The organism is Streptomyces sp. NPDC042346 (genome assembly GCF_055581845.1).
This window is the reverse complement of record NZ_JBVJEH010000004.1, coordinates 594,505-618,361: the sequence shown is the minus strand read 5'-3', so window position 1 is coordinate 618,361 and position 23,857 is coordinate 594,505. Positions and strand designations below refer to the sequence as shown.

Annotated in this window: 20 protein-coding genes; 12 read left to right on the top strand and 8 right to left on the bottom strand. The window is 71.4% G+C overall.

From position 1 onward, the window contains the following. The first annotated feature begins 142 nt into the window (after positions 1–142). From ACZ6K0_RS20820 to ACZ6K0_RS20810, 3 genes are read left to right on the top strand one after another with little or no spacing between them, the layout of a single operon-like run. Positions 143–685 carry an RNA 2'-phosphotransferase gene (locus ACZ6K0_RS20820; RefSeq protein WP_469231316.1) on the top strand — a complete coding sequence of 181 codons (543 nt, stop codon included), beginning with the start codon at positions 143–145 and terminating at the stop codon, positions 683–685. A 46-nt stretch (positions 686–731) separates the two neighbouring features. Beyond that, on the top strand, positions 732–1,184 hold the full coding sequence (locus ACZ6K0_RS20815) for a hypothetical protein (protein ID WP_469231314.1): 453 nt from the start codon (positions 732–734) through the stop codon (positions 1,182–1,184). Positions 1,185–1,214: 30 nt separating this feature from the next. Further along, positions 1,215–2,117 (top strand): LLM class flavin-dependent oxidoreductase, encoded by a 903-nt coding sequence (locus tag ACZ6K0_RS20810; RefSeq protein WP_376397987.1) that lies wholly within the window; start codon positions 1,215–1,217, stop codon positions 2,115–2,117. 10 nt (positions 2,118–2,127) lie between these two features. On the opposite strand, the gene ACZ6K0_RS20805 is transcribed toward ACZ6K0_RS20810, so the two are convergent. Continuing rightward, positions 2,128–2,637: a DUF6083 domain-containing protein gene (locus ACZ6K0_RS20805; protein ID WP_469231312.1), complete on the bottom strand. Its 510-nt coding sequence runs from the start codon at positions 2,635–2,637 to the stop codon at positions 2,128–2,130. 197 nt (positions 2,638–2,834) lie between these two features. After that, the gene (locus ACZ6K0_RS20800; protein ID WP_469231310.1) at positions 2,835–3,356 is read right to left on the bottom strand and encodes a MarR family winged helix-turn-helix transcriptional regulator; all 522 of its coding nucleotides are present in this window, start codon (positions 3,354–3,356) and stop codon (positions 2,835–2,837) included. 69 nt (positions 3,357–3,425) lie between these two features. Between ACZ6K0_RS20800 and ACZ6K0_RS20795 the strand changes: the two genes are divergently transcribed. The 4 genes from ACZ6K0_RS20795 to ACZ6K0_RS20780 all read left to right on the top strand — a co-directional run bounded on the left by ACZ6K0_RS20795 (position 3,426) and on the right by ACZ6K0_RS20780 (position 6,718). Continuing rightward, positions 3,426–4,151, top strand: coding sequence for a hypothetical protein (locus ACZ6K0_RS20795; protein ID WP_376397983.1), 726 nt, complete (start codon positions 3,426–3,428; stop codon positions 4,149–4,151). A gap of 1 nt (position 4,152) precedes the next feature. Next, entirely contained in the window at positions 4,153–5,109 is a 957-nt protein-coding gene (locus ACZ6K0_RS20790) for a GDSL-type esterase/lipase family protein (protein WP_469231307.1), read from the top strand. Continuing rightward, on the top strand, positions 5,106–5,756 hold the full coding sequence (locus ACZ6K0_RS20785) for an NAD(P)-dependent oxidoreductase (RefSeq protein ID WP_469231306.1): 651 nt from the start codon (positions 5,106–5,108) through the stop codon (positions 5,754–5,756). The genes ACZ6K0_RS20790 and ACZ6K0_RS20785 overlap by 4 nt, the downstream gene beginning before the upstream one ends. Positions 5,757–5,845: 89 nt before the next feature. Continuing rightward, positions 5,846–6,718, top strand: a complete 873-nt coding sequence (locus tag ACZ6K0_RS20780; RefSeq protein WP_469231304.1) for a Cof-type HAD-IIB family hydrolase — start codon at positions 5,846–5,848, stop codon at positions 6,716–6,718. 47 nt (positions 6,719–6,765) lie between these two features. Here ACZ6K0_RS20780 and ACZ6K0_RS20775 read toward each other — a convergent pair whose 3' ends face one another. From ACZ6K0_RS20775 to ACZ6K0_RS20760, 4 genes are read right to left on the bottom strand one after another with little or no spacing between them, the layout of a single operon-like run. After that, positions 6,766–8,478, bottom strand: a complete 1,713-nt coding sequence (locus ACZ6K0_RS20775) for a sensor histidine kinase (protein ID WP_376397974.1) — start codon at positions 8,476–8,478, stop codon at positions 6,766–6,768. A 20-nt stretch (positions 8,479–8,498) separates the two neighbouring features. After that, entirely contained in the window at positions 8,499–12,131 is a 3,633-nt protein-coding gene (gene cydD, locus ACZ6K0_RS20770) for a thiol reductant ABC exporter subunit CydD (RefSeq protein ID WP_469231302.1), read from the bottom strand. A gap of 15 nt (positions 12,132–12,146) precedes the next feature. Next, positions 12,147–13,172, bottom strand: coding sequence for a cytochrome d ubiquinol oxidase subunit II (gene cydB, locus ACZ6K0_RS20765; protein WP_469231300.1), 1,026 nt, complete (start codon positions 13,170–13,172; stop codon positions 12,147–12,149). An 18-nt stretch (positions 13,173–13,190) separates the two neighbouring features. Further along, positions 13,191–14,699, bottom strand: a complete 1,509-nt coding sequence (locus tag ACZ6K0_RS20760; protein ID WP_469231299.1) for a cytochrome ubiquinol oxidase subunit I — start codon at positions 14,697–14,699, stop codon at positions 13,191–13,193. A 203-nt stretch (positions 14,700–14,902) separates the two neighbouring features. Between ACZ6K0_RS20760 and ACZ6K0_RS20755 the strand changes: the two genes are divergently transcribed. Next, positions 14,903–15,280 carry a cyclophilin-like fold protein gene (locus ACZ6K0_RS20755; RefSeq protein WP_469231297.1) on the top strand — a complete coding sequence of 126 codons (378 nt, stop codon included), beginning with the start codon at positions 14,903–14,905 and terminating at the stop codon, positions 15,278–15,280. Here ACZ6K0_RS20755 and hisC read toward each other — a convergent pair. Beyond that, the gene (hisC, locus tag ACZ6K0_RS20750; RefSeq protein ID WP_376397959.1) at positions 15,277–16,374 is read right to left on the bottom strand and encodes a histidinol-phosphate transaminase; all 1,098 of its coding nucleotides are present in this window, start codon (positions 16,372–16,374) and stop codon (positions 15,277–15,279) included. The two genes, ACZ6K0_RS20755 and hisC, sit on opposite strands and share 4 nt — an antisense overlap. A gap of 381 nt (positions 16,375–16,755) precedes the next feature. On the opposite strand from hisC, the gene ACZ6K0_RS20745 reads away from it, so the two are divergent. The 3 genes from ACZ6K0_RS20745 to ACZ6K0_RS20735 all read left to right on the top strand — a co-directional run bounded on the left by ACZ6K0_RS20745 (position 16,756) and on the right by ACZ6K0_RS20735 (position 20,372). Beyond that, positions 16,756–17,862: a LacI family DNA-binding transcriptional regulator gene (locus tag ACZ6K0_RS20745; protein WP_055642419.1), complete on the top strand. Its 1,107-nt coding sequence runs from the start codon at positions 16,756–16,758 to the stop codon at positions 17,860–17,862. Positions 17,863–18,125: 263 nt separating this feature from the next. Next, positions 18,126–19,562 (top strand): metallophosphoesterase, encoded by a 1,437-nt coding sequence (locus tag ACZ6K0_RS20740; protein WP_469231295.1) that lies wholly within the window; start codon positions 18,126–18,128, stop codon positions 19,560–19,562. A gap of 159 nt (positions 19,563–19,721) precedes the next feature. Then, the gene (locus ACZ6K0_RS20735) at positions 19,722–20,372 is read left to right on the top strand and encodes a hypothetical protein (protein WP_469231293.1); all 651 of its coding nucleotides are present in this window, start codon (positions 19,722–19,724) and stop codon (positions 20,370–20,372) included. 90 nt (positions 20,373–20,462) lie between these two features. Here the strand turns inward: ACZ6K0_RS20735 and thiC are convergent, their stop codons facing one another. Further along, on the bottom strand, positions 20,463–22,268 hold the full coding sequence (gene thiC / locus ACZ6K0_RS20730; RefSeq protein ID WP_376397949.1) for a phosphomethylpyrimidine synthase ThiC: 1,806 nt from the start codon (positions 22,266–22,268) through the stop codon (positions 20,463–20,465). A gap of 199 nt (positions 22,269–22,467) precedes the next feature. On the opposite strand from thiC, the gene ACZ6K0_RS20725 reads away from it, so the two are divergent. Then, on the top strand, positions 22,468–23,835 hold the full coding sequence (locus ACZ6K0_RS20725; RefSeq protein ID WP_376397946.1) for a YibE/F family protein: 1,368 nt from the start codon (positions 22,468–22,470) through the stop codon (positions 23,833–23,835). The last annotated feature ends 22 nt before the right edge of the window (positions 23,836–23,857 follow it).

Genomic DNA, 23,857 nt, shown 5'->3' with positions numbered 1-23,857 from the left:
AAATAACGGCCCCGTTGTCCACAGAATCGCCAACTAGCCTGTGGATAAACCGCTTTGGCTGTGGATCAAACATCTCCGCTCCCCTTCAGTTCAGTTCAGTTCAGTTCCGTTCAGCTCGCTTCATTCACTTCAGGGGAGACCCATGGACGAACGACGCACCGTGAAGGTGTCGAAGTACCTCGCGAAGCATCTGCGCCATCAGCCCGAACGCATCGGCCTGGTCCTCGACGCGCAGGGCTGGACCGAGATCGACACGCTCCTGCGGGCGACGGCCGCGCACGGCTTCCCGGTCACCCGCGAGGAACTCGACCACGTCGTCGCGACCAACGACAAGAAGCGCTTCGCGATCGAGGGGACCCGCATCCGCGCGAGCCAGGGCCACACCGTCGAGGTGGACCTGGACCTGCCGGTCGCCGAGCCGCCCGCGTACCTCTACCACGGTACGGTCGCGGACCGGCTCCCCGCGATCCGGGCCGAGGGGCTGCGCCCCATGGCCCGCCACCACGTGCACCTCTCCCCCGACCGGGAGACCGCGACCCGGGTCGGCGCCCGCCGCGGCCGGCCGATCGTGCTGAGCGTCGACGCCGGCGCCATGCACCGGGCGGGACACGTCTTCCACGTCAGCGCCAACGGCGTCTGGCTGACCGACGCCGTGCCGCCGGTGTTCCTCCGCCTGCCCTCCTGAGACCCGACCGGCCGCCGAGCCGGACGGCTGAGGCATGATCGTCCCCATGGCACACCCGCACCTGCCCACCACCGAAGCGGCCGTCACCGCGATCCGCGCGATCGCCCAGGAGTTCCACCTGGAGATGACGGTGACCGACGACATCGGCGCGGACCAGACCTCCCGGCGCACCTCCTCCGGCGCGTTCACCGTCCTCGACCCGGACGGCTCCCTGCCGCACGAGGCCTACGTCGAGCTGGGCGGCTCCCCCTCGCTCACGGTCCAGGTCTTCCCCGAGGACGACGCCAGGATCACCGTGGACAACATCGAGTTCGCCGACGTGCCCCGCGACGCGGTCCCCGCCTTCCTCCGCTCCGTCCTCGGCGGCCTCGCCCACGTGAAGGGCCGGTTCTTCCCGCCCGGCTACTGGCTGGTCGTCCCGCTCGCAGGCGACACCACGTACAAGGAGCTCATCCCGGGCAGCTCGCTCACCCCCTGGATGAACCGCAACTTCCGCTGATCCCTCGCGCACCGCCGTAGGCTCGGGACCATGAGCCTGCGTCTGAGCACCGTCATCCTGCCCGTCGACCGTTGGCACGAGGGAGGCCGCGAGAAGTGGCGGCGCGCCGAGGAACTGGGGTTCCACACGGCGTACACCTACGACCACCTCTCCTGGCGCACCTTCCGCGACGGCCCGTGGTTCGGCGCACTGCCCACCCTCACCGCCGCCGCGACGGCGACCGAGCGGCTCCGGCTGGGCACGCTCGTGACGTCCCCGAACTTCCGCCACCCCGTGACCCTCGCCAAGGACCTGATGTCGCTCGACGACATCTCCGGAGGCCGGATCACGCTCGGCATCGGGGCCGGCGGCAACGGCTTCGACGCCACCGCCCTCGGCCAGGAGGCGTGGACGCCGAAGGAGCGGGCCGACCGCTTCGGAGAGTTCGTGCCGCTGCTCGACCGTCTCCTCACCGAGGACTCGGTGACGGAGCGGGGCACGTTCTACTCGGCGGAGGAGGCCCGGAACATCCCCGGCTGCGTCCAGCGCCCGCGGCTGCCGTTCGCGGTGGCGGCGACCGGGCCGCGCGGGCTGAGGCTCGCCGCCCGGTACGGGCAGGCGTGGGTGACGACCGGCGACCCGAAGATCTTCGAAGAGGGCACTCCGGAGCAGTCGGTGGAGGCGCTGCGCGGCCAGATCGAGAAGCTCGGCAAGGCCTGCGCCGAGACCGGCCGGGACGTGGCCGGGCTCGACAAGATCCTGCTGACCGGCTTCACCCCGGACCGCGGGCGCCCGCTGGAGTCTCTGGACGCCTTCGTCGACTTCGCCGGCACCCACCGCGACCTCGGCTTCACCGAGATCGTGATCCACTGGCCGATCGCGGACTCCGACTTCGCCGCCGACCAGGCCGTCTTCGAGAAGATCGCCACCGAGACCGTCGCCCAGCTGGGCTGAACCCTCGCCGTCACCTCGCTCTCTGGCGTCGGGCGTGCCCGCGCCACAGGGCGAGGAGGGTCGGGGAGCCGGCCGGGGCAGGCCGCTCCGGACAGACGTCGAAGTGGCTGATCCGGCAGGTGTCGGAAGGTACGGCGGAGCCGAGGGCGACCGCCGTACCGTCGCCCGCGATCCGCCAGCGCCGGCCCGCCGGAACGACCCGGGCCGCCAGCTCCCCCGGCTCCATCAGGATCCAGCGCCCTCGCAGCGTGCGATGCCACGCGGCCCCGGCCCCGCACCCGTCGCACGTCCCGGTCGACGGACGCCGCGGGTCCGGTACGGCGCTTCCGGTGCGGGCCGCGAACGTCACAGCGGCGGTCATGCCGGCCAGTACGTCCCCCACCAGCACCGGTTCCCGTACGGGATGCCCCGAGCCGTCCCGCTCGCAGGTCCCGCAGAGGGCCATGCCGAGGTTCGCGATCCAGCTGCCGTACGGCGCACCGCAGGCCTCGCACGCGTCGGACCACCGGCCCGAGACCATGCCTCCACCCCCTTGAGCGCCGCCGGCTCGCCTGTCTTCTGAGGGTCTTCCCCGCACATCCCCGAACCGAACGGGCGTTTACGGCCACATCCGTACGGTCGCGTCCGTACAGCCACGTCCGTACAGCCACATCCGTACAGCCACGGCCGTACGGACGCTCGGGTCGGCCGCTCAGGGCGGCCGCTCAGGGCGGCCGCTCAGCGTCGGCCGGGCCGCTTCGACAGGTGGCGGTAGCCCGGGTGGACGCCAGGCGTGAGGCCCTGCTGGTCGGCGATCCGCCCGAGGAGTGCCGTCAGCCGGACCCGTTCCTCCGGGTCGAGAGCGGCGAAGAGGTCGTCCTCGTGCGCGCCGGCCGCTTCCCGGACCCGTGCGAGCACCCGGCCGCCCTCCTCGGACACGTACAGCTCGTGATGACGGCGGTCCTCGGTGCTGCGGCGCCGTTCGACGAACCCCTTCTGCTCCAGGTTGTCGATGAGCGCGACGACCCGGCTCGGTACGACACCGAGGTCGGCGGCGAGGGAGCGCTGACTGCGCCCCGGGTCCATGGCGATCATCCGCAGCAGGCCGACGTCCGGCGGCGCGAGGCCGAGTTCGCCGACCCGTTCGCCGAAACGCTCCGCCGCGTGTGCCCCGAGCTGGGCGAGCAGGAACGCGCCGAAGCGCGGGGGCGCGACGGGGGCCGCCCCGGGATCTTCGGCTGGTTGCCGGTCGGTACTCACAGGGTTATGGTACGAGACAAGAATGATTCTCTCTAGTGAACTATTCTCCTAAGAGAACGGACAGGACTCGTGTCTGCAGAGAGCCGGACCGACACCCGTTACCCGACCGGAGCACCGGCGGAGCGCCGGGAAGCCCAAGGAGGACCGCCCCCGGGCGTGCTCGCCGTGGTCTTCACCGCGCTGTTCCTGGCCGGGCTCGTCCTCAGCACCGTGCTCGCCGGCGGCGACCCGTTCCCCTCGCCCTTCGGCGAGACCGCCGAGATCGTGGCGTACTTCCGCGCCCACTCCGACGCCGTACAGGTCTCCGGCGCCCTCCAGTTCGCCGCCTCGATCCCGCTGGCCGTCTACGCCGCCACCGTCTCGGCCCGGCTGCACCGGCTCGGCGTCCGCGCCCCCGGCGCCACCATCGCCCTCGCCGGCGGCCTCCTCGCCGCCGGGTTCCTCGCCTGCTGCGGCCTGGTGAGCTGGACCCTTTCCCGTCCGGAGGTCCTCGAACTCCCGCCGCTCGTCCGGGCCCTCCAGTACCTGGCCTTCGCCACCGGCGGCCCCGGGCACGTCGTGACGCTCGGCCTGCTCGTGGCGGGCATCGCCGTCCCCGGCCTCCTCGCCGGACTGCTGCCGCGCGCCTTGGCCGTCACCGGCCTCGTCCTCGCCACCATCGCCGAACTGGCCACCCTCACCCTGCTCTTCGACGGCGCCGCCCTGCTGCTGCCCCTGGCTCGCTTCACCTGCCTGGGCTGGCTGATCGCCGCCGGATTCCTGATGCCCCGCCGCCGCACCCGCAAGGAGCTCTGACATGTCCGAGGACAGGACCGGGAACACGCTCGAGAAGCTCGTCCGCTTCCAACAGCCCGAGAAGACCCTGCGCTACCTGGGGGAACTGCCCGAGGCCCGGCTGGCCGACCTCTTCGGCCTGGACACCGACGCCTACCGCGCGCTGCTGCGCGACTTCGACGACCAGGCACGCGCCACCGCCGCCGAGCTCCTGAAGGACCCCGACTTCGCCGACCTGGCCGACCGGCTGCCCTTCCGGCCCGGGCAGCGGATCGCGGCCCTCGGCGAGAGCACCACCGCCGACCGGCTGTCGTGGTTCTCGATCCTTCGCCACCTCCTCCCGGAAGGCGTCGTACTCGTCAACCTCGCGGTCTCGGGCCTCAGCACCACCCAGGCCCTCGCCCAACTGCCCCAACTGTCCTTCCTGCGCCCCGACTGGGTGTTGTGCATGCTCGGCGCGAACGACACCCAGCGGCTCGGCCGCGGCGCGGGGGCACCGGGCACCCGGCTGGTCAGCGAGGCGGAGACCGCCCGCAACCTCCTCGCCCTGCGGGAACTCGGCGGGACCGACGGTCTCGGCGGTGTCGGCGGTCCCACCGGGCCGGGCACGCATGCCGTGCTCCCCGGCCAGGATCGCTGGATCTGGCTCACCCCGAGCTCCGTGGACCAGGAACGGGCGGACGCCTACCCGCACTTCCGCCGCGCCGGCATCGGCTGGACGAGCGAGGACATCGACGGTGTCGCGGACTTCCTCCTCGGGCGGCCGGAACTCACGGTCGACACCCGGCAAGCCACGGCCGGCCTGCACCTCGACGACGGGATCCACCTCACGCTCGACGGCCAGCGGGCCGTCGCGGTCGCCCTCGTCGAAGCACTGGCGAAGGCCGCGGACGCGGCGTCGGGGACGGGGACGGGGACAGGGGCAGGGGCAGGGGCAGGGGCAGGGGCAGGGACGGGGACGGGGACGGGGACATCATGAAGCTCCTGCTCTTCGGCGTGACCGGCGGCACCGGCGCGCAGCTCCTGTCCCAGGCCATCGGCGCCGGCCACCAGGTGACCGCCGTGGCCCGCCGCCCCGCCCGCGTGCCGGTCACGGATCCCGAGGCGCGGCTGACCGTCGTACCCGGCGACGTCCTGTCACCCGATGGCTGGTGGCAGGCCGTACCCGGACACGACGCCGTCCTCTCCTGCCTCGGCAGCACCGACCGGAAGCACCCCACGACCGTCTACTCGGAAGGCACCCGGAACATCGTCGAAGCCATGCACGCCGCCGAGGTCGGCCGCCTGGTCTGCCTCTCCTCGGCCGGCCTGGAGATCACCCCCGACGTGCCGCTGCCGCAGCGCCTCGTCACCCGGTACGTGGTCCAGCGGCTCTACCGGCACGGCTACGCCGACATGGCCCGGATGGAGAGCTTCATGGCCTCGCCGTCCGTCGGCGACACGGACTGGACGGTGGTCCGGCCGCCGATGCTCACCGACGGCCCGCTGACCGGCCGCTACCGCACGGCCGAGAACGGCCACCTGGACCGGCCGAAGTCCCTCTCCCGCGCCGATCTCGCCCACTACCTGCTGACCCGTGTCGACGACGACCGCGCCCACCGCGCCGTCGTGGAGGTCGCGTACTGAGCCGGAGAAGCCACAGGAGGACCGAAACCAGCTCACTCATATGTGCGGCTCCCTGCACGCACGTGCGTCCGGTGCGGAAGAATGGTGCGGTGACCTCTCCCCGTTCCCCGCGTCCTTCCGCTCCGGCGACCCGGCTGATCGCCACCGACCTCGACGGCACGCTCCTGCGCGACGACAAATCCGTCTCCGAGCGCACGATCGCCGCCCTCGCCTCGGCGGAGCGGGCTGGCATCGAGGTCTTCTTCGTCACCGGCCGCCCGGCCCGCTGGATGGACGTCGTCAGCGACCACGTCCACGGCCACGGCCTGGCCATCTGCGCCAACGGTGCCGCGGTCGTCGACCTCCACTCGGGAGGCACCTTCCTGGAGGTCCGCCCGCTGGAGCGGCCGGCCGCCCTCGACGTGGTCCGGGCCCTGCGCGCCGCCGCGCCCGGGACCTCCTTCGCGGTCGAGCTCACCACCGGCATCCACTACGAGCCCCAGTACCCGCCCTTCTTCCTCGACCCGGGCGCCACCGTCGCCACCGCCGAGAAGCTCCTCTTCGAGGAGGCGCCGGGCGCCGCCGCTCCCGTGCTCAAGCTGCTCGCGCAGCACCCCGAGCTCGAACCCGACGCGTTCCTGGCCCTGGCCAGGGAGGCCGCCGGCGAGTTGGCCTCCTTCACCCGGTCCAGCCCCACGGCCCTCCTGGAGGTCAGCGCCCTCGGCGTCTCCAAGGCCTCCACCCTGGCCCGGTGCTGCGCCGAGCGCGGCATCGCCGCCGAGGAGGTCGCCGCCTTCGGCGACATGCCCAACGACATCGAGATGCTCAGCTGGGCCGGCCGCTCGTACGCGATGGGCAACGCCCACCCCGACGTCCTCGCCGCCGCCTCCGGCCGGACGGTCGGCAACAACGAGGACGGGGTGGCCGTCGTCATCGAACAGCTCGTGGCGGAGGCGTCGGCCTCGCGGCAGGACAATCCGTAACGAGCAGGGCCTCCCTTAAAGCAGGGCTCCCTTAAAGCAGGGCTCCCTTAAAGCGGGGCCTCCCACACCACCGTCGTACCGCCGCCGTCCTCCCCGAGGCCCGGCCCGCACCAGCTCGCGCCGCCCAGAGACTCGGCCCGTCGTGCCAGGTTGCGCAGGCCGCTGCGTCGCCCGCCCTCCGGGATGCCGACGCCGTCGTCCGCGACCGAGAGCCGCACCCCGGCCGAGCCGTCCGGCAGCGTGACCGAGGCGTCGACGACCACCTCGATGCGGCTCGCCTCCGCGTGCCGGAAGGCGTTCGAGAGGGCCTCGCGCAGGGCGGCGATGAGGTTCTTGCCGGTGAGCTCGCCGACCGCCGAGTCGATCACGCCGAGGAAGCGGTGCGCGGGCTTGAAGCCGAGCGGCACGGCCGCCATGTTGATCTCCCGCAGGACCCGGGTGCGCAGCCCCGACGGAGCCTCGGCGGGGCCCTGCTGGAGCGCGAAGATCGCCGTACGGATCTCCTGGATGGTCACGTCCAGCTCGTCCACGGCCTTGCCGACGCCCTCGCGCACGGCCGGCACGATCGACTTGCGCTGGGCGCTCTCCAGCATCATGCCGGTGGCGAAGAGCCGCTGGATGACCAGATCGTGCAGGTCACGGGCGATCCGGTCGCGGTCCTCGTACACGGCGAGACGCTCCCGGTCCCGCTGCGCGTCCGCCATCATCAGCGCGAGCGCCGCCTGGGAGGCGAACTGCGTGGCGAGCGTCCGCTCGGTCTCCGTGAACGGGCGCCCGCCCCGCACCCGGGGCGTCGCGAGCGCGCCGAGGACCCGGCCGCCGCTCTGCAGCGGCAGCATCATGCTCGGGCCGTACGCGGAGGTCAGCCGACTGATCATGCGCGGGTCCGTCGAGGCGTCGGCCACGAAGACCGCCTCGCCCTCCAGGAGCTGTGCCACCACGGCGCTCTCGGGCGGGATCACCACGCCCAGCGACTTGGTGGCGCGGGGCGAGGAGACGGCGACGATCTCCAGGCCCCCGTCCTCGGCGGGCAGCAGCACGATGCCGGCGTCCGCGTCGGCGAGCCGGCGGGCCTGTTCGGCGACGACCGTGAGCGCGTCGTCCGCGTCGCCGCCGGAGAGCAGCGCCGTGGTGACGGCGACCGAGCCGTCGATCCACCGTTCGCGCTGCCGGGCGGCCTCGTAGAGGCGGGCGTTGCCGATGGCGATGCCCGCCTCCGTGGCGAGCACCCTCACCATGTGGACGTCGTAGTCGTTGAACTCGCCGCCGCCGTGCTTCTCGGCGAGGTAGAGGTTCCCGAAGATCTCGCCCTGGACCCGGATGGGCACGCCGAGGAAGGTCCGCATCGGCGGATGCCCGGGCGGGAAACCGGCCGCGCGCGGATCGGCGGACAGGTCGGCGAGGCGAATGGTCTGCGGATCGCGGATCAGCGCGCCGAGCAGCCCGGCATGGCCGTCGGGGAGGCGCCCGATCCGGCGGGCCACGTCCTCGCCGACGCCGAAGGTGACGAAGTCGGACAGTCCTTCGCCCTCGTCGTCGACGACCCCGATCGCCGCGTAGCGGGCGTCGGCGAGTTCGGCAGCGGTCTCGCAGATCCGGTCGAGGGTCGAGTGGAGTTCGAGCCCCGTCCCGACCGAGCGCATGGCCTCCAGGAGCTGCGGTACGCGGGCGGTGAGCTCCGTGGACAGCCCCTGGAGGCTGCGCGTGGCCTGAGTGGCGGCTTCCAGGGGGTCCGAGGCGTCGGACGCTGCGGCGGTCATGGCCCTGAGCCTAGTTAGTCCTATTTGGCGAGAAAAGTCGGACCGGTGCCGATGACGAGCAGATCGGTCTCCCGCTCCTGCTCCAGCATCCGGCGCAGCGGGCCCTCCGTCTCCGCCAGCTCGGCGTACGGACCGCGCTGGACGGTTCGGCCCTCGTCCAGGACCACCACCTCGTCGACGGCGTCGAGCCCGTGCAGCCGGTGGGTGATGAGGACGGTGGTGCGGCCCTCCGTGGCCCGGAGCAGGTCGTCGGTGAGCGCGTCGGCGGTGGCCAGGTCGAGGTGCTCGGCCGGCTCGTCGAGGACGAGGACGGGGAAGTCGGCCAGCAGGGCGCGGGCGAGCGCGAGGCGCTGCCGCTGGCCGCCGGAGAGCCGGGAGCCGTGCTCGCCGACGAGGGTGTCGAGCCCGGCCGGGAGCCCGTCCACCCAGTCGAGCAGCCGGGCCCGGCGGAGCGCGTCGCGCAGCTCCTCGTCGCCGGCCCCGACCTTCGCGAGCCGCAGGTTCTCGCGGACGGAGCTGTCGAAGATGTGGGCGTCCTGGGCGCAGAGGCCGACGAACCGCCGGACCGCGTCGCCGTCGAGCTCCCAGGCGGGCACGCCGCCGATCCGGTACATGCCGTTCTCCACGTCCAGGAACCGCAGCAGCACCTGGGCGAGGGTGGTCTTCCCGGAGCCTGAGGCGCCGACGACGGCGACCCGGCGCCCGGCCTCCAGGGTGAGCCCGAAGTCGGCGAGCGCCACCCGGTCCTGCCCGGCGTGCCGGGCGGAGAGCCCGGTCAGCTCCAGCGGGAACGGGCTCGCCGGGGGAGTCTCGGGCGTGGCCGGCTCGTGGACGGGGACGGGTGCGTCGAGCACCTCGAAGACCCGCTCGGCGCTGTGCCGGACGCGCTGCCGGTACTGGACGGCGAGCGGCAGGCCGGTGACGGCCTCGAAGGCGGCGAGCGGCGTCAGGACGACCACGGCGAGGGCCACCCCGTCGAGTCGCCCGTCCCGCACCCCCTGGACGCCGACGAACGCGGCGGCCGCGACGGTCAGGCCGCAGACCAGCGCGGAGAGACCGGAGCCGAGCGCGGTGGCCGCGGCCTGCCGGGAGGCGATGGAGGTGAGGTGCCGGTCGGCCGTACGGGTCCGCTCGACCCGGCCGGGCAGTGCGCCCGCGACCGTCAGCTCGGCGCAGCCGCGGAGCAGGTCGGCGACGGCGGTCGCCAGGGTGCCGCGCGCGGGGGAGAGCCGGCGCTCGGCCCGGCGGGCGAAGGCCCCGCCGATCGCCGGGACGGCGATGCCCGCGACCAGCAGGCCCACGGCGAGGACGGCCCCGGCCTCGGGCAGCATCCAGGCGGTGAACCCGGCGGAGGCGACGCCCACGACGAGCGCGGCGCCCACCGGGAGCAGCCAGCGCAGCCAGTAGTCCTGGAGTGCGTCGACGTCCTGGACGAGCCGGGAGAGGAGGTCTCCGCGGCGGGTGCGGCGCAGCCCGGCCGGGGCGATCCGCTCCAGTCGGCGGAAGACGGAGACCCGGAGCTCGGCGAGCATCCGGAGCACGGCGTCGTGCGAGACGAGCCGCTCGGCGTACCGGAAGACGGCCCGGCCGATGCCGAAGGCGCGCGTGGCGGTGACGGCCATCATCAGGTAGAGCACGGGCGGTTGTTCGGAGGCCCGGGAGATGAGCCAGCCGGACACGGCCATGAGCCCGACGGCGGAGCCGAGGGCCAGGCTGCCGAGCAGCAGCGCGAGCGCCATGCGCCCCTTGAGCTCACCGGCCATGCCCCGAACCCGCCCGAGCACCGACCGCCCGGAGCTGGCTCCGGCTCCGGCGCCGACGGCCCCGTCCGCACCGGAGCGAACGCCCGGGTCCGTCCCCGGGTCCCTCCCCGAGTCCGCTCCGACTTCCGCCCGGCGGCCGCCCGCCCTGACCGATTCCGACGCGTCCGGCTCCGAAGCCGGCTGCGACACCGGCTCCAAGGTCGACTCCGCAGTCGGCTGCGGCGAATCCACCCCGGCCGAGTCGGCGTCCACGGCCGCCGGTGCCAGCGTCACCACCCGGTCCGCGACCGCGAGCAGCGCCGGCCGGTGGACGACCAACAGCACGGTCCGTCCCGCCGCGAGACGCCGGACCGCGTCGACGACTCCCGCCTCCGTCTCGCCGTCCAGCGCGGCCGTCGGCTCGTCGAGCAGCAGCAGCGGCCGGTCCGCCAGGAACGCTCGGGCGAGCGCCAGGCGCTGCCGCTGGCCCGCCGAAAGGCCGGCACCGTCCTCGCCGAGCGGGGTGTCGAGCCCTTCCGGGAGCCCCGTGACGAACCCGTCCGCCCCGGCGTCCCGCAGCGCTTCCCGTACCGCCTCGTCGGAGGCGTCCGGGCGGGCCAGCCGTACGTTCTCGGCGATCGTCCCCGCGAAGAGGTAGGGGCGCTGGGGCACCCAGGCGATCCGCGACCGCCACGCCTCCGGGTCGAGCGTCGCGAGGTCCTCGCCGCCGACCCGGACGGACCCGCCCTCCTCCGGCGCCGCGAAGCCGAGCACCACGTCGAGGAGCGTCGACTTCCCGACGCCGCTCGGCCCGACCAGGGCCACCGTCTCGCCGGGCTCGACCGTCAGCGTCGCCGCGTCGAGCGCCGGTTCGGCGCGCCCCGCGTGCCGTACGGTCACCCGGTCGAGCTCCAGCCGTACGGAGTCCGGAACCGCGCCCGTACCGGCCTCGCGTACCGGCTGCTCCAGGACCTCGAAGATCTCCTCCGCCGCCGCGAGCCCCTCGGCCGCCGCGTGGTACTGCGCGCCCACCTGCCGCAACGGGAGGTATGCCTCGGGCGCCAGGATCAGGATGACGAGCCCGGTGTACAGGTCGAGCTCGCCGTGGACGAGCCGCATGCCGATGGTCACGGCGACGAGCGCGACCGACAGGGTCGCGAGGAGTTCCAGGGCGAAGGAGGAGAGGAAGGCGATCCGCAGGGTGCGCATCGTCGCCTGGCGGTACTCCGAGGTGATCGCGCGGATCGACTCGGCCTGAGCCTTCGCCCGGCCGAAGATCTTGAGGGTGGGCAGGCCCGCCACGACGTCCAGGAAGTGACCGGAGAGCCGGGAGAGCAGCTTCCACTGCCGGTCCATCCGCGCCTGGGTGTACCAGCCGATGAGGATCATGAAGATCGGAATGAGCGGCAGGGTGACGACGATGATCGCCGCCGAGACCCAGTCCTCGGTGACGATCCGGGCAAGGACCGCCACCGGCACGACGACCGCGAGGCCGAGCTGCGGCAGATAGCGGGCGAAGTAGTCGTCGAGCGCGTCGACGCCACGCGTCGCGATCGCGATCAGCGAGCCGGCCTTCTGGCCGCTCAGCCACCCGGGTCCGAGCGAGGCCGCCCGGGCGAGGAGCCGGCCGCGGAGTTCGGACTTGACCGCCGCGCTCGCCCGGTGGGCGGCGAGCTCGGTCAGCCAGGAGACGACGCCGCGCGCCACCGCGACTCCCGCGAGCAGCACCAGCGGGGTGGTCAGATCGGAAACCGCCAGGCCCTTCTGGAAGGCCCCCACCACGATCTCGGCGATGAACATCGCCTGGGCGATGACCAGCGCCGCCCCGGCCAGACCGAGCACGACCACCGCGGCAAGGAAGAAACGGGTGGCCCGGGCGTACCGGAGCAGACGCGGATCGATCGGTTTCACGTGAAACATGCCCCTCTAGTGAGCTCGTGCGTCAGTCGGCTGGTGAGCGTCGGCGATGTGCTGCGTACCGATGCGCTTGCGGAACACCCAGTAGGTCCAGCTCTGGTAGAGCAGCACCAACGGGGTCGCGATCGCCGCGCACCAGGTCATGATCTTGAGCGTGTACGGGCTCGACGACGCGTTCGTCACGGTAAGGCTCCACTCGGGGTTGAGCGAAGACGGCATGACGTCCGGGAAGAGCGCGAGGAAGAGCATCGCCACCGCGGCGGCGATCGTGATGCCCGAGAGCGCGAACGACCAGCCCTCGCGCCCCATCTTGATGGCGCCGATCGCGCCGACCAGGGCCACGACGGCGACCAGCATCGCCGCGAGGCTCCAGCTGTCGCCCGTGTCGACCTGGGTCCAGATCAGGAAGGCGAGTGCGAGCACGGCCGTGACCAGGCCCAGTTTGAGCGCGAGCGCCCGGGCGCGCACCCGGATGTCACCGTCCGTCTTGAGCGAGGCGAAGACCGCGCCGTGGAAGGTGAAGAGGGTGAGCGTGACCAGACCGCCGAGGAGCGCGTACGGGTTGAGGAGGTCCCAGAAGGTGCCGACGTACTCCATCTCTCCGTCGATCTTCACGCCCCGGACGATGTTGCCGAAGGCCACGCCCCAGAGGAACGCGGGGATCAGGGAGGTCCAGAAGATGGCCTGCTCCCAGTTGCGCTGCCAGTTCTCCTCGGGCCGCTTCGCCCGGTACTCGAAGGCGACACCCCGGACGATCAGGCAGACCAGGATGATCAGCAGCGGCAGGTAGAAGCCGGAGAAGAGCGTCGCGTACCACTCGGGGAAGGCGGCGAAGGTCGCGCCGCCGGCGGTCAGCAGCCACACCTCGTTGCCGTCCCAGACGGGACCGATCGTGTTGATGAGGACCCGCTTCTCGACCCGGTCGCGGGCGAGCAGCTTGGTCAGGATGCCGATCCCGAAGTCGAAGCCTTCGAGGAAGAAGTAGCCGATCCAGAGGACGGCGATGAGTACGAACCAGACGTCGTGGAGTTCCATGCCTCGTTCTCCTGAGCCTCAGTACGAGAAGGCCATGGGCCGGTCGGGGTCACGGGAGTCCCCGCCGATCTTGGTGGGCGGGTTGAGGTCGTCCTCGGTGAGCTCCGGCGGTCCCGCCTTGACGTACTTGACGAGGAGCTTGACCTCGATCACGGCGAGGACGGCGTAGAGGGTGGTGAAGATGATCATCGAGGTGAGCACCTCGCCCTGGGAGACACCAGGGGAGACCGCGTCCCGGGTGCGCAGCACGCCGTAGACGACCCAGGGCTGACGGCCCATCTCGGTGAAGATCCAGCCCCAGGAGTTGGCGATGAGCGGGAAGCCCATGGTCCAGAGGGCGACGATCCAGTACCAGTGGGTGAAGCGTGGGCTGAGCGCCTTCCGCTTGAACAGGACCAGATTCGGCACTTCGTCCTCACCGGTCCGCATCCCCGGTGCCAGCATGAACTTCTTGCGGGTCAGCCAGAGGCCGAGCATCCCGATGCCCAGCGAGGCCATGCCGAAGCCGATCATCCAGCGGAATCCCCAGTAGGCGACGGGGATGTTGGGCCGGTAGTCGCCGGGGCCGTACTTCTCCTGCTCGGCCTTGTTGACGTCGTTGATTCCCGGGACGTACGAGCTGAAGTCGTCGTTCGCGAGGAAGGACAGGAGTCCCGGGATCTCTATGGCGACGGTGTTGTGGCCCTTGTCGACATCGCCGTAGGCGAAGATCGAGAAGGGTGCGGGCGCCTCGCCGTCCCAGAGCGCTTCGGCGGCGGCCATCTTCATCGGCTGCTGCTTGAACATGACCTTGCCGAGCAGGTCACCGCTGATGGCGGTGCCGAGGCCGGCGATGATCAGGGTGATCAGGCCGAGCCGCAGCGAGGTCCGCATCACCGGGATGTGCTTCTTCCGCGCGAGGTGGAAGGCGGAGATGCCGACCATGAACGCGCCGCCGACCAGGAAGGCCGCCGTCATGGTGTGGAAGAACTGGGTGAGGGCGGTGTTCTGGGTGAGCACCTGCCAGAAGTCGGTGAGCTCCGCCCGGCCGCGCTCCTCGTTGATGCGGTACCCGACGGGGTGCTGCATCCAGGAGTTCGCCGCGAGGATGAAGTAGGCGGAGAGGATGGTGCCGATCGACACCATCCACATGCAGGCGAGGTGGATCCGCTTCGGGAGCTTGTCCCAGCCGAAGATCCACAGGCCGATGAACGTGGACTCGAAGAAGAAGGCGATGAGCGCCTCGAAGGCGAGCGGGGCCCCGAAGATGTCGCCGACGAAGCGGGAGTAGTCGGACCAGTTCATGCCGAACTGGAACTCCTGCACGATGCCGGTGACGACACCCATGGCGATGTTGATCAGGAAGAGCTTGCCCCAGAACTTCGTCGCCCTGAGGTACTTCTCCTTCTCGGTGCGCACCCAGGCGGTCTGGAGACCGGCGGTGAGGGCGGCGAGGGAGATCGTCAGGGGGACGAAGAGGAAGTGGTAGACGGTGGTGATGCCGAACTGCCAGCGCGCCAGAGTCTCTGGCGCAAGAGCGAGGTCCACGTCGTTTTCTCCTTACTCGCCGTGGTCACATCGGCAGTTTGCCCCGTTAATCCCACTAATTACGGGATGAACCAGGACACGCTTGTGAACGCGTTCACATTCACAAGCATTATGGCTCATACGAAATCCGTACCTTCAGTCGGGGGTCCCTCTACCGAAGGTCACCTCTTCCCAGGACCTTCAACATATTGTTGAATCCGGGCATGACCCTTCGGATACGCATCATCTGGCCGGCCGGACACACCACGGCCACCCTTGAGGAAACCCCCACGAGCACGGCGCTCGCGGGGGCTCTCCCGATCTCCTCCACCGCCCGGACCTGGGGCGAGGAGGTCTACTTCGACACTCCGGTCTCCGTCCCCGTCGAGGACGACGCCCGTCAGGTCGTCGAACCGGGCACGGTGGCCTTCTGGACGGACGGCGACGCGCTCGCCCTCCCCTACGGCCCGACCCCGATCTCCCGGGGGGCCGAGTGCCGGCTCGCGAGCCCCTGCAACCTCCTGGGCGCGCTGGACGGCGACCCGCGAATCCTGGCCACCGTCCGGGACGGCGACCCGATCCGCGTGGAGCTCGTGTCCTAACCCTCCTTGCGGAAGCCCTCCGCCGCCTTCAGGAACAGGTCGTTCGCCTCGGTCTCACCGATCGTGACGCGCACGCCCTCGCCCGCGAACGGCCGCACCATCACGCCGTGCCGCTCGCACTCCGCCGCGAAGTCCAGCGTCCGCTCGCCGAGCCTCAGCCAGACGAAGTTCGCCTGGGTGTCCGCCACGGTCCAGCCCTGGGCCACGAGCCCCGCGTGGACCCGCTCGCGCTCGGCCACCAACGAGCCGACCCGGCCGAGCAGTTCGTCCTCGGCCCGCAGCGAGGCCACCGCCGCGTCCTGCGCCAGCTGGCTCACCCCGAACGGGACCGCCGTCTTGCGCAGCGCCGCCGCCACCGGCTCGTGAGCGATCGCGAAGCCGACCCGCAGCCCCGCCAGGCCGTACGCCTTGGAGAACGTACGCAGCACGGCGACGTTCGGCCGGTCGCGGTAGAGCTCGATGCCGTCCGGGATGTCGGTGTCGCGGACGAACTCCTTGTACGCCTCGTCGATCACGACCAGGACGTCGGAGGGCACCCGGTCCAGGAAGCGCTCCAGCTCGGCCCGGCGGACCGCGGTACCCGTGGGGTTGTTGGGGTTGCAGACGAAAATCAGCCGGGTCCGGTCGGTGATCGCCGCGGCCATCGCGTCGAGGTCGTGCACCTCGCCGTCGGTCAGCGGCACCTGCACCGAGGTGGCCCCGCTGATCTGCGTGATGATCGGGTACGCCTCGAAGGAGCGCCAGGCGTAGATCACCTCGTCGCCCGGGCCCGAGGTGGCCTGGAGCAGCGACTGCGCGACCCCGACCGAGCCCGTGCCCGTCGCGATGTGCGAGACGGGCACGCCGAAGCGGTCGGCGAGCTCCTGCGTCAGGCCGGTGCAGGCCATGTCCGGGTAGCGGTTGAAGTTCGCGGCGGCCGCCAGCGTGCTCTCCATGACCCCGGGCAGCGGCGGGTAGGGGTTCTCGTTGGACGACAGCTTGAAGGCCACGGGCCCGCCCGTGGCGGCCGGCTTGCCCGGCTTGTAGGTGGGGACGCCGTCCAGCTCGGCGCGCAGCTTGGGGCTGCCGGTGCTCGTCCCGCTGGTCTCGCTCACAGTGTGGCCTCCTCGACCGTCCGTACCGCCAATACTCCTCACCTTATGAGGATTCGCCTCCGCTGCGAATGGCCTGTGGACAACAGGAGGGACACGCTGTGGATACCGCCCCCCGGGGAGGGGGAGCGCGTGCCTGGGTGGCGCGCGCCGGTGGCGGGCGCCGTGGCGCGCATCCCCCGTAGAGGTGAGTTGAGACCTCTTCGAGACCTCGCCCCTTCGCCAGGCCTATGCCGTTCGGCAAGCCTAGGTCGCATGGAGAAGCCCTTAACTGCCTTGGATTCCTTGCCCATTGACCACTTTCGATCATGCAGAAACGTGCCTGTCAATGCCTGCATATGCGACCGTCCCGACCGCCCCTCATCGCCCTACTATCGGCTCGCCATGACAGCAGCAGGGAAGCACCAGGTGAGCCGGGCACAGACCCGGGGAAGCCGGCAGGGCCGGGCAGGCATCCGGGACGTGGCCGCCGCCGCCGGGGTCTCGATCACGACTGTCTCCGACGCGCTCAACGGCAAGGGCCGACTCCCGGACGCCACCCGCCGCCACGTCCGCGAGGTCGCCGACCGGCTGGGCTACCGCCCATCCGCGGCGGCCCGCACGCTTCGTACGGGTAAGTCGGGACTCATCGGCCTGACCGTGACCACGTACGGGGATGAACCTTTCACCTTCACCGAATTCGCATATTTCGCGGAGATGGCCAGAGCAGCCACATCGGCCGCACTCGCCCGGGGCTACGCCCTGGTCATCCTCCCCGCCACCTCCCGCCATGACGTCTGGTCGAACGTCGCCCTCGACGGCACCGTCGTCATCGATCCCTCCGACCACGACCCGGTCGTCACCGAACTGGTCCGGCAAGGCCTCCCCGTCGTCTCCGACGGACGCCCCGCCGGCACCCTTCCGGTCACCGCCTGGGTCGACAACGACCACGAAGCCGCCGTCCTCGATCTGCTCGACCACCTCGCCGACGCCGGCGCCCGCCGCATCGGCCTCCTCACCGGAACCACCACCGACACGTACACCCGCCTGTCGACCACCGCGTACCTCAACTGGTGCGAGCGGGTCGGCCAGGACCCCGTCTACGAGGCCTATCCGGCGCACGATCCGTGCGCGGGCGCCGTCGCGGCCGACCGGCTGCTCGCCCGCCCGGACCGACCCGACGCCGTGTACGGCCTCTTCGACCCCAACGGAACCGATCTCCTCGCGGCCGCGCGCCGCTACGGGCTGCGCGTCCCGGAGGACCTGCTGCTGGTCTGCTGCAGCGAGTCCACCGTCTACGCCACGACCGAACCGCCCATCACGACGCTCTCGCTCAAGCCACGCAGGATCGGCACGGCCGTCGTCCAGCTCCTCATCGACGCCATCGAGGGGATCGATACGGACGGTCCGGTCGAGCAGGTGATACCGACCGAACTCATCGTCCGCACGTCCTCGCAGCGGCGCTCGCCGCGCACCACGGTCAGCCCGCCGCGCTCACCCGCGAAGGACTGACCGAGGCTCACCGAACACGCCGCCCCCGCCCCTGCCCGTGGGTAGGGGCGGCGAAACCGAGCCGCATACCGGCCTCAACCCTGGACTGGACCTTCTCAATTCGGGCGAAACAACCGGTGAACCCGGAGTGGACCCGGATTCACCACCCCTGGTGCGTCACACAGGAGGACGCTCATTCCTATGATGGGCGGACGACATCGTGGGCCACCCCGACCAGGCCGGTCCACGATGTGCAGGGCATCGCGACGGTGGTGGAGGGGTCCATGACTCAGGGGGCCGGGCAGGAGCCCGTGGTGCGCACGGCGACATTGCGCGACTTCCGCGTACCGCCGTACGCCCGGGTGCCCGTACAGGGCCACGCCGCCGAGCCGACGTCCGCGGATCCGCTGCCGACGCCCGCGCCGACGCCGGCCGCCGAGCACCTTCCGCAGACCGCCGAGCACCTTCCGCCGGTCGAGGCGTCGGTCGAGAGCACCGCCGGGACCGCTGCCGGGACCCCTGCCGGGACCGCCGTCGCGGCACCCGTCGAGGCGCCGGCCGTCCCGCCCATGCCGACCACCGCGCCCGTACCCGCCGACCCGACCCTGCTTCTGGGCCGCCGCATCGCCCCCGCGTACACCGACACGACCGGTACCACCGGTGCGCCCGCTGCGCCCGGTGCGCCCGGTGCGACGGGCAACACGACCCGTACGACCGGTTCCTCCATCGTCTCGGTCGCCACCGGCCATCCCGGCAGCGCCTTCCCCGAAGGCGACCTGCCCGAGGGCTACACCCCGACCGAGCGCGACCTCCCCGTCATCAACCGCGGCGACACCGTCCAGGTCCGGGTCACCCCCGACGCCGCCCCCGCGCCCGACCCCGCGGCCACGACCGGCGACGGCCCCGGCCCGCTCTACGTCGTCGGTGACGTCCACGGTTACCTCGACGAACTCGTCGCCGCCCTGCGCGCCCAGGGCCTCGTCGACGAGAACGGCGGCTGGGCCGCGGGCAACGCCCGCCTGTGGTTCCTCGGCGACTTCACCGACCGCGGTCCCGACGGCATCGGCGTCATCGACCTCGTCATGCGGCTCTCCGCCGAGGCCGCCGCCGCCGGCGGCTACTGCAAGGCCCTCATGGGCAACCACGAGCTGCTGCTGATCGGCGCCAAGCGCTTCGGCGACACCCCGGTCCAGTCGGGTGCGGGCACGGCCACCTTCCAGGCCGCCTGGCTGCTCAACGGCGGCCAGAAGCACGACATGGACCGGCTCCAGGACGTGCACCTCCAGTGGATGTCCCGGCTCGACGCCGTGGTCCTGGAGGACGACCACCTCCTCCTGCACTCCGACACCACCGCGTACCTCGAATACGGCGAGACCATCGAGGACGTCAACGAGACGGTCCACGAGATCCTCAACCGGAGCGACGCCGACGAGGTCTGGGACGTGTTCCGGAAGTTCACGAAGCGCTTCGCGTTCCGCGACGAGTCGGGACCGCAGGCCGTCCAGGAGCTCCTCTCCACCTACGGCGGCGGCCGGATCGTCCACGGCCACAGCCCCATTCCGTACCTCCTCGGCCAGGTCGGCACGGAGGAGAGCGAGGGCAGCGGAGGACCGGTCGTCGACGGACCGCACGTGTACGCGGACGGTCTCGCGATCGCCATGGACGGTGGCGTGACCATGGCCGGAAAGCTGCTGGTCGTCCAACTCCCCCTGAACAGCTGACGCATAACCCTGCGCATCCGGGGAAGTCGATTTCCGGAAACACCCTGTCAGCCCGTGGCGTCACCGCAATACCATCGGACCATCCGTAGCAGGCTCTCCTCCGTTTCCGTCCGACCGGCCGTTCTCCACGGCTGATCCGGGCCTGCGGAGCATCGGGGGATGCACATGAACGTGGCTCCGTACCTGCTGACCGAGGATCGCGCCGAGTACGAGCGGGTCCTCGACGACGCACTGAGCACCGCCCACGCACGTCCGGATCTCGCCGGAGTCGGCACTCGCCTCACGGCCGGGCAACTGCGCTCCATGGCCCTGAACGCGACAGCGCTGATCACCACCGCGGCGTCGAGCGAGTACGACCACTTCGTCAAGGTCCGCGAGCAGAGCCGCGTCGCGGTCACCACCCGCGCACCCGCCCCGCAGGACGGCTCCGGCGCGGGGATCGTCGCGATCGTCACCGTCATGGTGCCCGTCCTCGCCGGGTCGGCCGCCTTCATCTTCCTGCTGGTCGGCGCGCTGCTGCGCGCGATCGCGCCCACCGTGGTGTTCGGCGCGACGCTGCTGACGGCCGGCCTGGTCTTCGGCGCGGTCGCGGCCGCCGGCCTGCTCTGCGCGGCCGCCGGTCTCCTCCGTACCGCCCTGCGCAACAGCCCGACCGCGACGGTCACGGCCGGCGCGCCCGCCACCGCGGCGGACGACGAACTGTCCCGCGCCCGCGAGGCCTGGCGCCTCGCCCTGCTCGAACGCGGCGTCGTGCCCTTCCTCCGCGACGCCCTCGCCGCCGCCCACCGGGACGACGACCTCACTCCCTGACAACGGCAACGGCCCGCGACTCCCCCGTGGGTCGCGGGCCGGTGCCTGCTCAGAAGCCGGCGCAACGGCCGGCGCCGGAGCCCTCCGCGGTCAGTCCGCCAGCGGCAGGTAGACGCGGTTCCCGCTCTCCGCGAACTCCTTCGACTTCTCTGCCATGCCGGCCTCGATCTCCTGCTGCGTGCCGCCGTGCTCACGCCGGATGTCCTGGGAGATCTTCATCGAGCAGAACTTCGGACCGCACATCGAGCAGAAGTGCGCGGTCTTCGCCGGCTCCGCGGGCAGCGTCTCGTCGTGGAACTCGCGCGCGGTGACCGGGTCGAGCGCCAGGTTGAACTGGTCCTCCCAGCGGAACTCGAACCGCGCGTCCGAGAGCGCGTCGTCCCACTCCTGGGCGCCCGGGTGCCCCTTGGCGAGGTCCGCCGCGTGGGCCGAGATCTTGTACGTGATGACGCCCGTCTTCACGTCGTCCTTGTTCGGCAGGCCCAGGTGCTCCTTGGGCGTGACGTAGCAGAGCATCGCCGTGCCCCACCAGGCGATCATCGCCGCGCCGATGCCCGAGGTGATGTGGTCGTAGGCGGGCGCCACGTCCGTCGTCAGCGGGCCGAGCGTGTAGAACGGCGCCTCCTCGCAGATCTCCTGCTGGAGGTCGATGTTCTCCTTGATCTTGTGCATCGGGACGTGGCCCGGGCCCTCGATCATCGTCTGCACGTTGTGGCGCTTGGCGATCGTGTTCAGCTCGCCGAGCGTGCGCAGCTCCGCGAACTGCGCCTCGTCGTTGGCGTCCGCGATCGAGCCGGGGCGCAGACCGTCGCCGAGCGAGTACGTGACGTCGTACGCCGCGAGGATCTCGCAGAGCTCCTCGAAGTTCGTGTAGAGGAAGTTCTCCTTGTGGTGCGCGAGACACCAGGCGGCCATGATCGAGCCGCCGCGCGAGACGATGCCGGTCTTGCGGCGCGCGGTGAGCGGCACGTACGGCAGGAGCACGCCGGCGTGCACCGTCATGTAGTCGACGCCCTGTTCGGCCTGCTCGATGACCGTGTCCTTGTAGATCTCCCAGGTCAGGTCCTCGGCCCTGCCGTCGACCTTCTCCAGCGCCTGGTAGAGCGGCACGGTGCCGATCGGCACGGGGGAGTTGCGCAGCACCCACTCGCGGGTGGTGTGGATGTTGCGGCCGGTGGACAGGTCCATGACCGTGTCGGCGCCCCACTTGGTCGCCCACGTCATCTTCTCCACCTCCTCCTCGATGGAGGAGGTGACGGCGGAGTTGCCGATGTTGGCGTTGACCTTCACCAGGAACCGCTTGCCGATGATCATCGGCTCGATCTCCGGGTGGTTGACGTTCGCCGGGAGAACGGCGCGGCCCGCGGCGATCTCCTCGCGCACGACCTCGGGGGAGACGTTCTCGCGGATCGCGACGTACTCCATCTCCGGGGTGATCTCCCCGCGGCGGGCGTACGCGAGCTGCGTCACCGCCTGACCGTCGCGGCCCCGGCGCGGGAGGCGCGGGCGGCCGGGGAAGACGGCGTCGAGGTTCTTGAGCCCGCCGCCGCGCGGCGAGGTGTGCTTGATGCCGTCGTCCTCGGGACGGACGGGGCGGCCCGCGTACTCCTCGGTGTCGCCGCGCGCGATGATCCAGTTCTCGCGCAACGGCGCCAGGCCACGCCGCACATCGGTGTCGATGGTGGGGTCGGTGTACGGACCGGACGTGTCGTACAGCGTCACGTCCTTGCCGTTGGTGAGGTGCACCTGACGGACCGGGACCCGGAGGTCGGGGCGCGAACCCTCGATGTACCCCTTGTGCCAGCCGGGCGTGCGCTCGCCCGGGGTCGGCAGGCCGTCCTGGCCGTCCTGGCCCTCCTGGTCGGAGGCAGGCGTGCGTGCATCCTGAATGGTCATGAGACCGATCTCCCTACGCCGGCATTACCCGGTAACAGGTTCGGCGGTCGGCGCAGCCTCCTCCCGTACGTGCGTACGGTGATCAGCGCCCTCTCAGCCCGGTGCTCCGAGCTCCCGCGTGTGCAAAGGTGTCACCACGCTAGCGTCATCCCTGGCGTGCTGAACAGTGGGCCCCCACCGTTCTTGCGATGATCGGTCGGTGACTTCCCCCCAGCAGACCCCCGAGCCGCACGGCCACGGACACGGCCACGAACCCGGTCACGGCCACGAACCGAGCCATGGCCACAGCCACAGCCACGGCCCCGCCGCCCCCGTCTCCCGGCATCTGCGCAAGGTCATCGCCGCGATCCTGATCCCCTTCGCCACCGCCGTGGTGGTCGGGCTCGTGGTCCTTTGGCCCGGTGGTACGCCGGCGCACGAGCGCACCGGAGTCGGCTTCGACCGGCAGACCGAGCAGGGCACGGTCGTCTCCGTCGAGCAGGTCGACTGCAAGGACGTGAACGCCGCCCAGGTCCCGCCGACCGGGGACACCTCCACGCCCGAGGGGCGCGAGGCGGTCAACGCCCAGCAGGGGCAGTGCGAGAAGGCGACGATCGAGGTCACCAGCGGGCAGGAGAAGGGGCGTACGTTCACCGAGATCGTGCAGCCCGACGCGCCGCGCCAACTGCACGAGGGGCAGGGCGTGGTGGTGGCGTACGCCCCCGACGCTCCGCGCGATCTGCAGTACTCGGTGACGGACGTGAACCGGAAGCTCCCGATGGCGGTGCTCGCCGGGATCTTCGCGATCGTGGTGGTGGTCGTCGGCCGGATGAAGGGCGTGATGGCGCTCATCGCGCTCGCCGCGAGCTTCCTGGTGCTGACGCTCTTCATCCTGCCGGCGATCCTGCAGGGCTCGAATCCGCTGGTCGTGGCGGTGGTCGGGTCGAGCGCGATCATGCTGATCGCGCTCTACATGTGCCACGGGCTCTCGGCCCGCACCTCGGTCGCGGTGCTCGGCACGCTGATCTCGCTGCTGCTGATCGGTCTGCTCGGCTCGGTCTTCATCGGCTGGGCCTCACTCAGCGGCAACACCGACGACAACACCGGCCTGATCCACGGCCTGTTCCCGGAGATCGACATGTCCGGCCTGCTGCTCGCCGGCATCATCATCGGTTCGCTCGGTGTGCTGGACGACGTGACCGTCACCCAGACCTCGGCGGTCTGGGAGCTGCACCAGGCCGATCCGGGCATGGGGCCGCGCGCGCTGTACCGGGCCGCGATCCGGATCGGCCGCGACCACATCGCCTCGGTCGTGAACACCCTGGTCCTCGCCTACGCGGGCGCCGCCCTGCCGCTGCTGCTGCTCTTCTCGATCGCGCAGAGCAGCATGGGCACGGTGGCCAACAGCGAGCTGGTCGCGGTGGAGATCGTCCGAACGCTGGTCGGTTCGATCGGTCTGGTCGCCTCCGTGCCGGTCACCACGGCCCTCGCGGCGCTCGTGGTCTCCGCCGACCGGCCGGGCTCCGACGTCGCCGGGAAGCCCCGGGCGGCGGCGGTACGGGGCGGTCGGCGCCGCCGCGCGAAGTAGGGGCTCCGGGCGGCGTACCGGC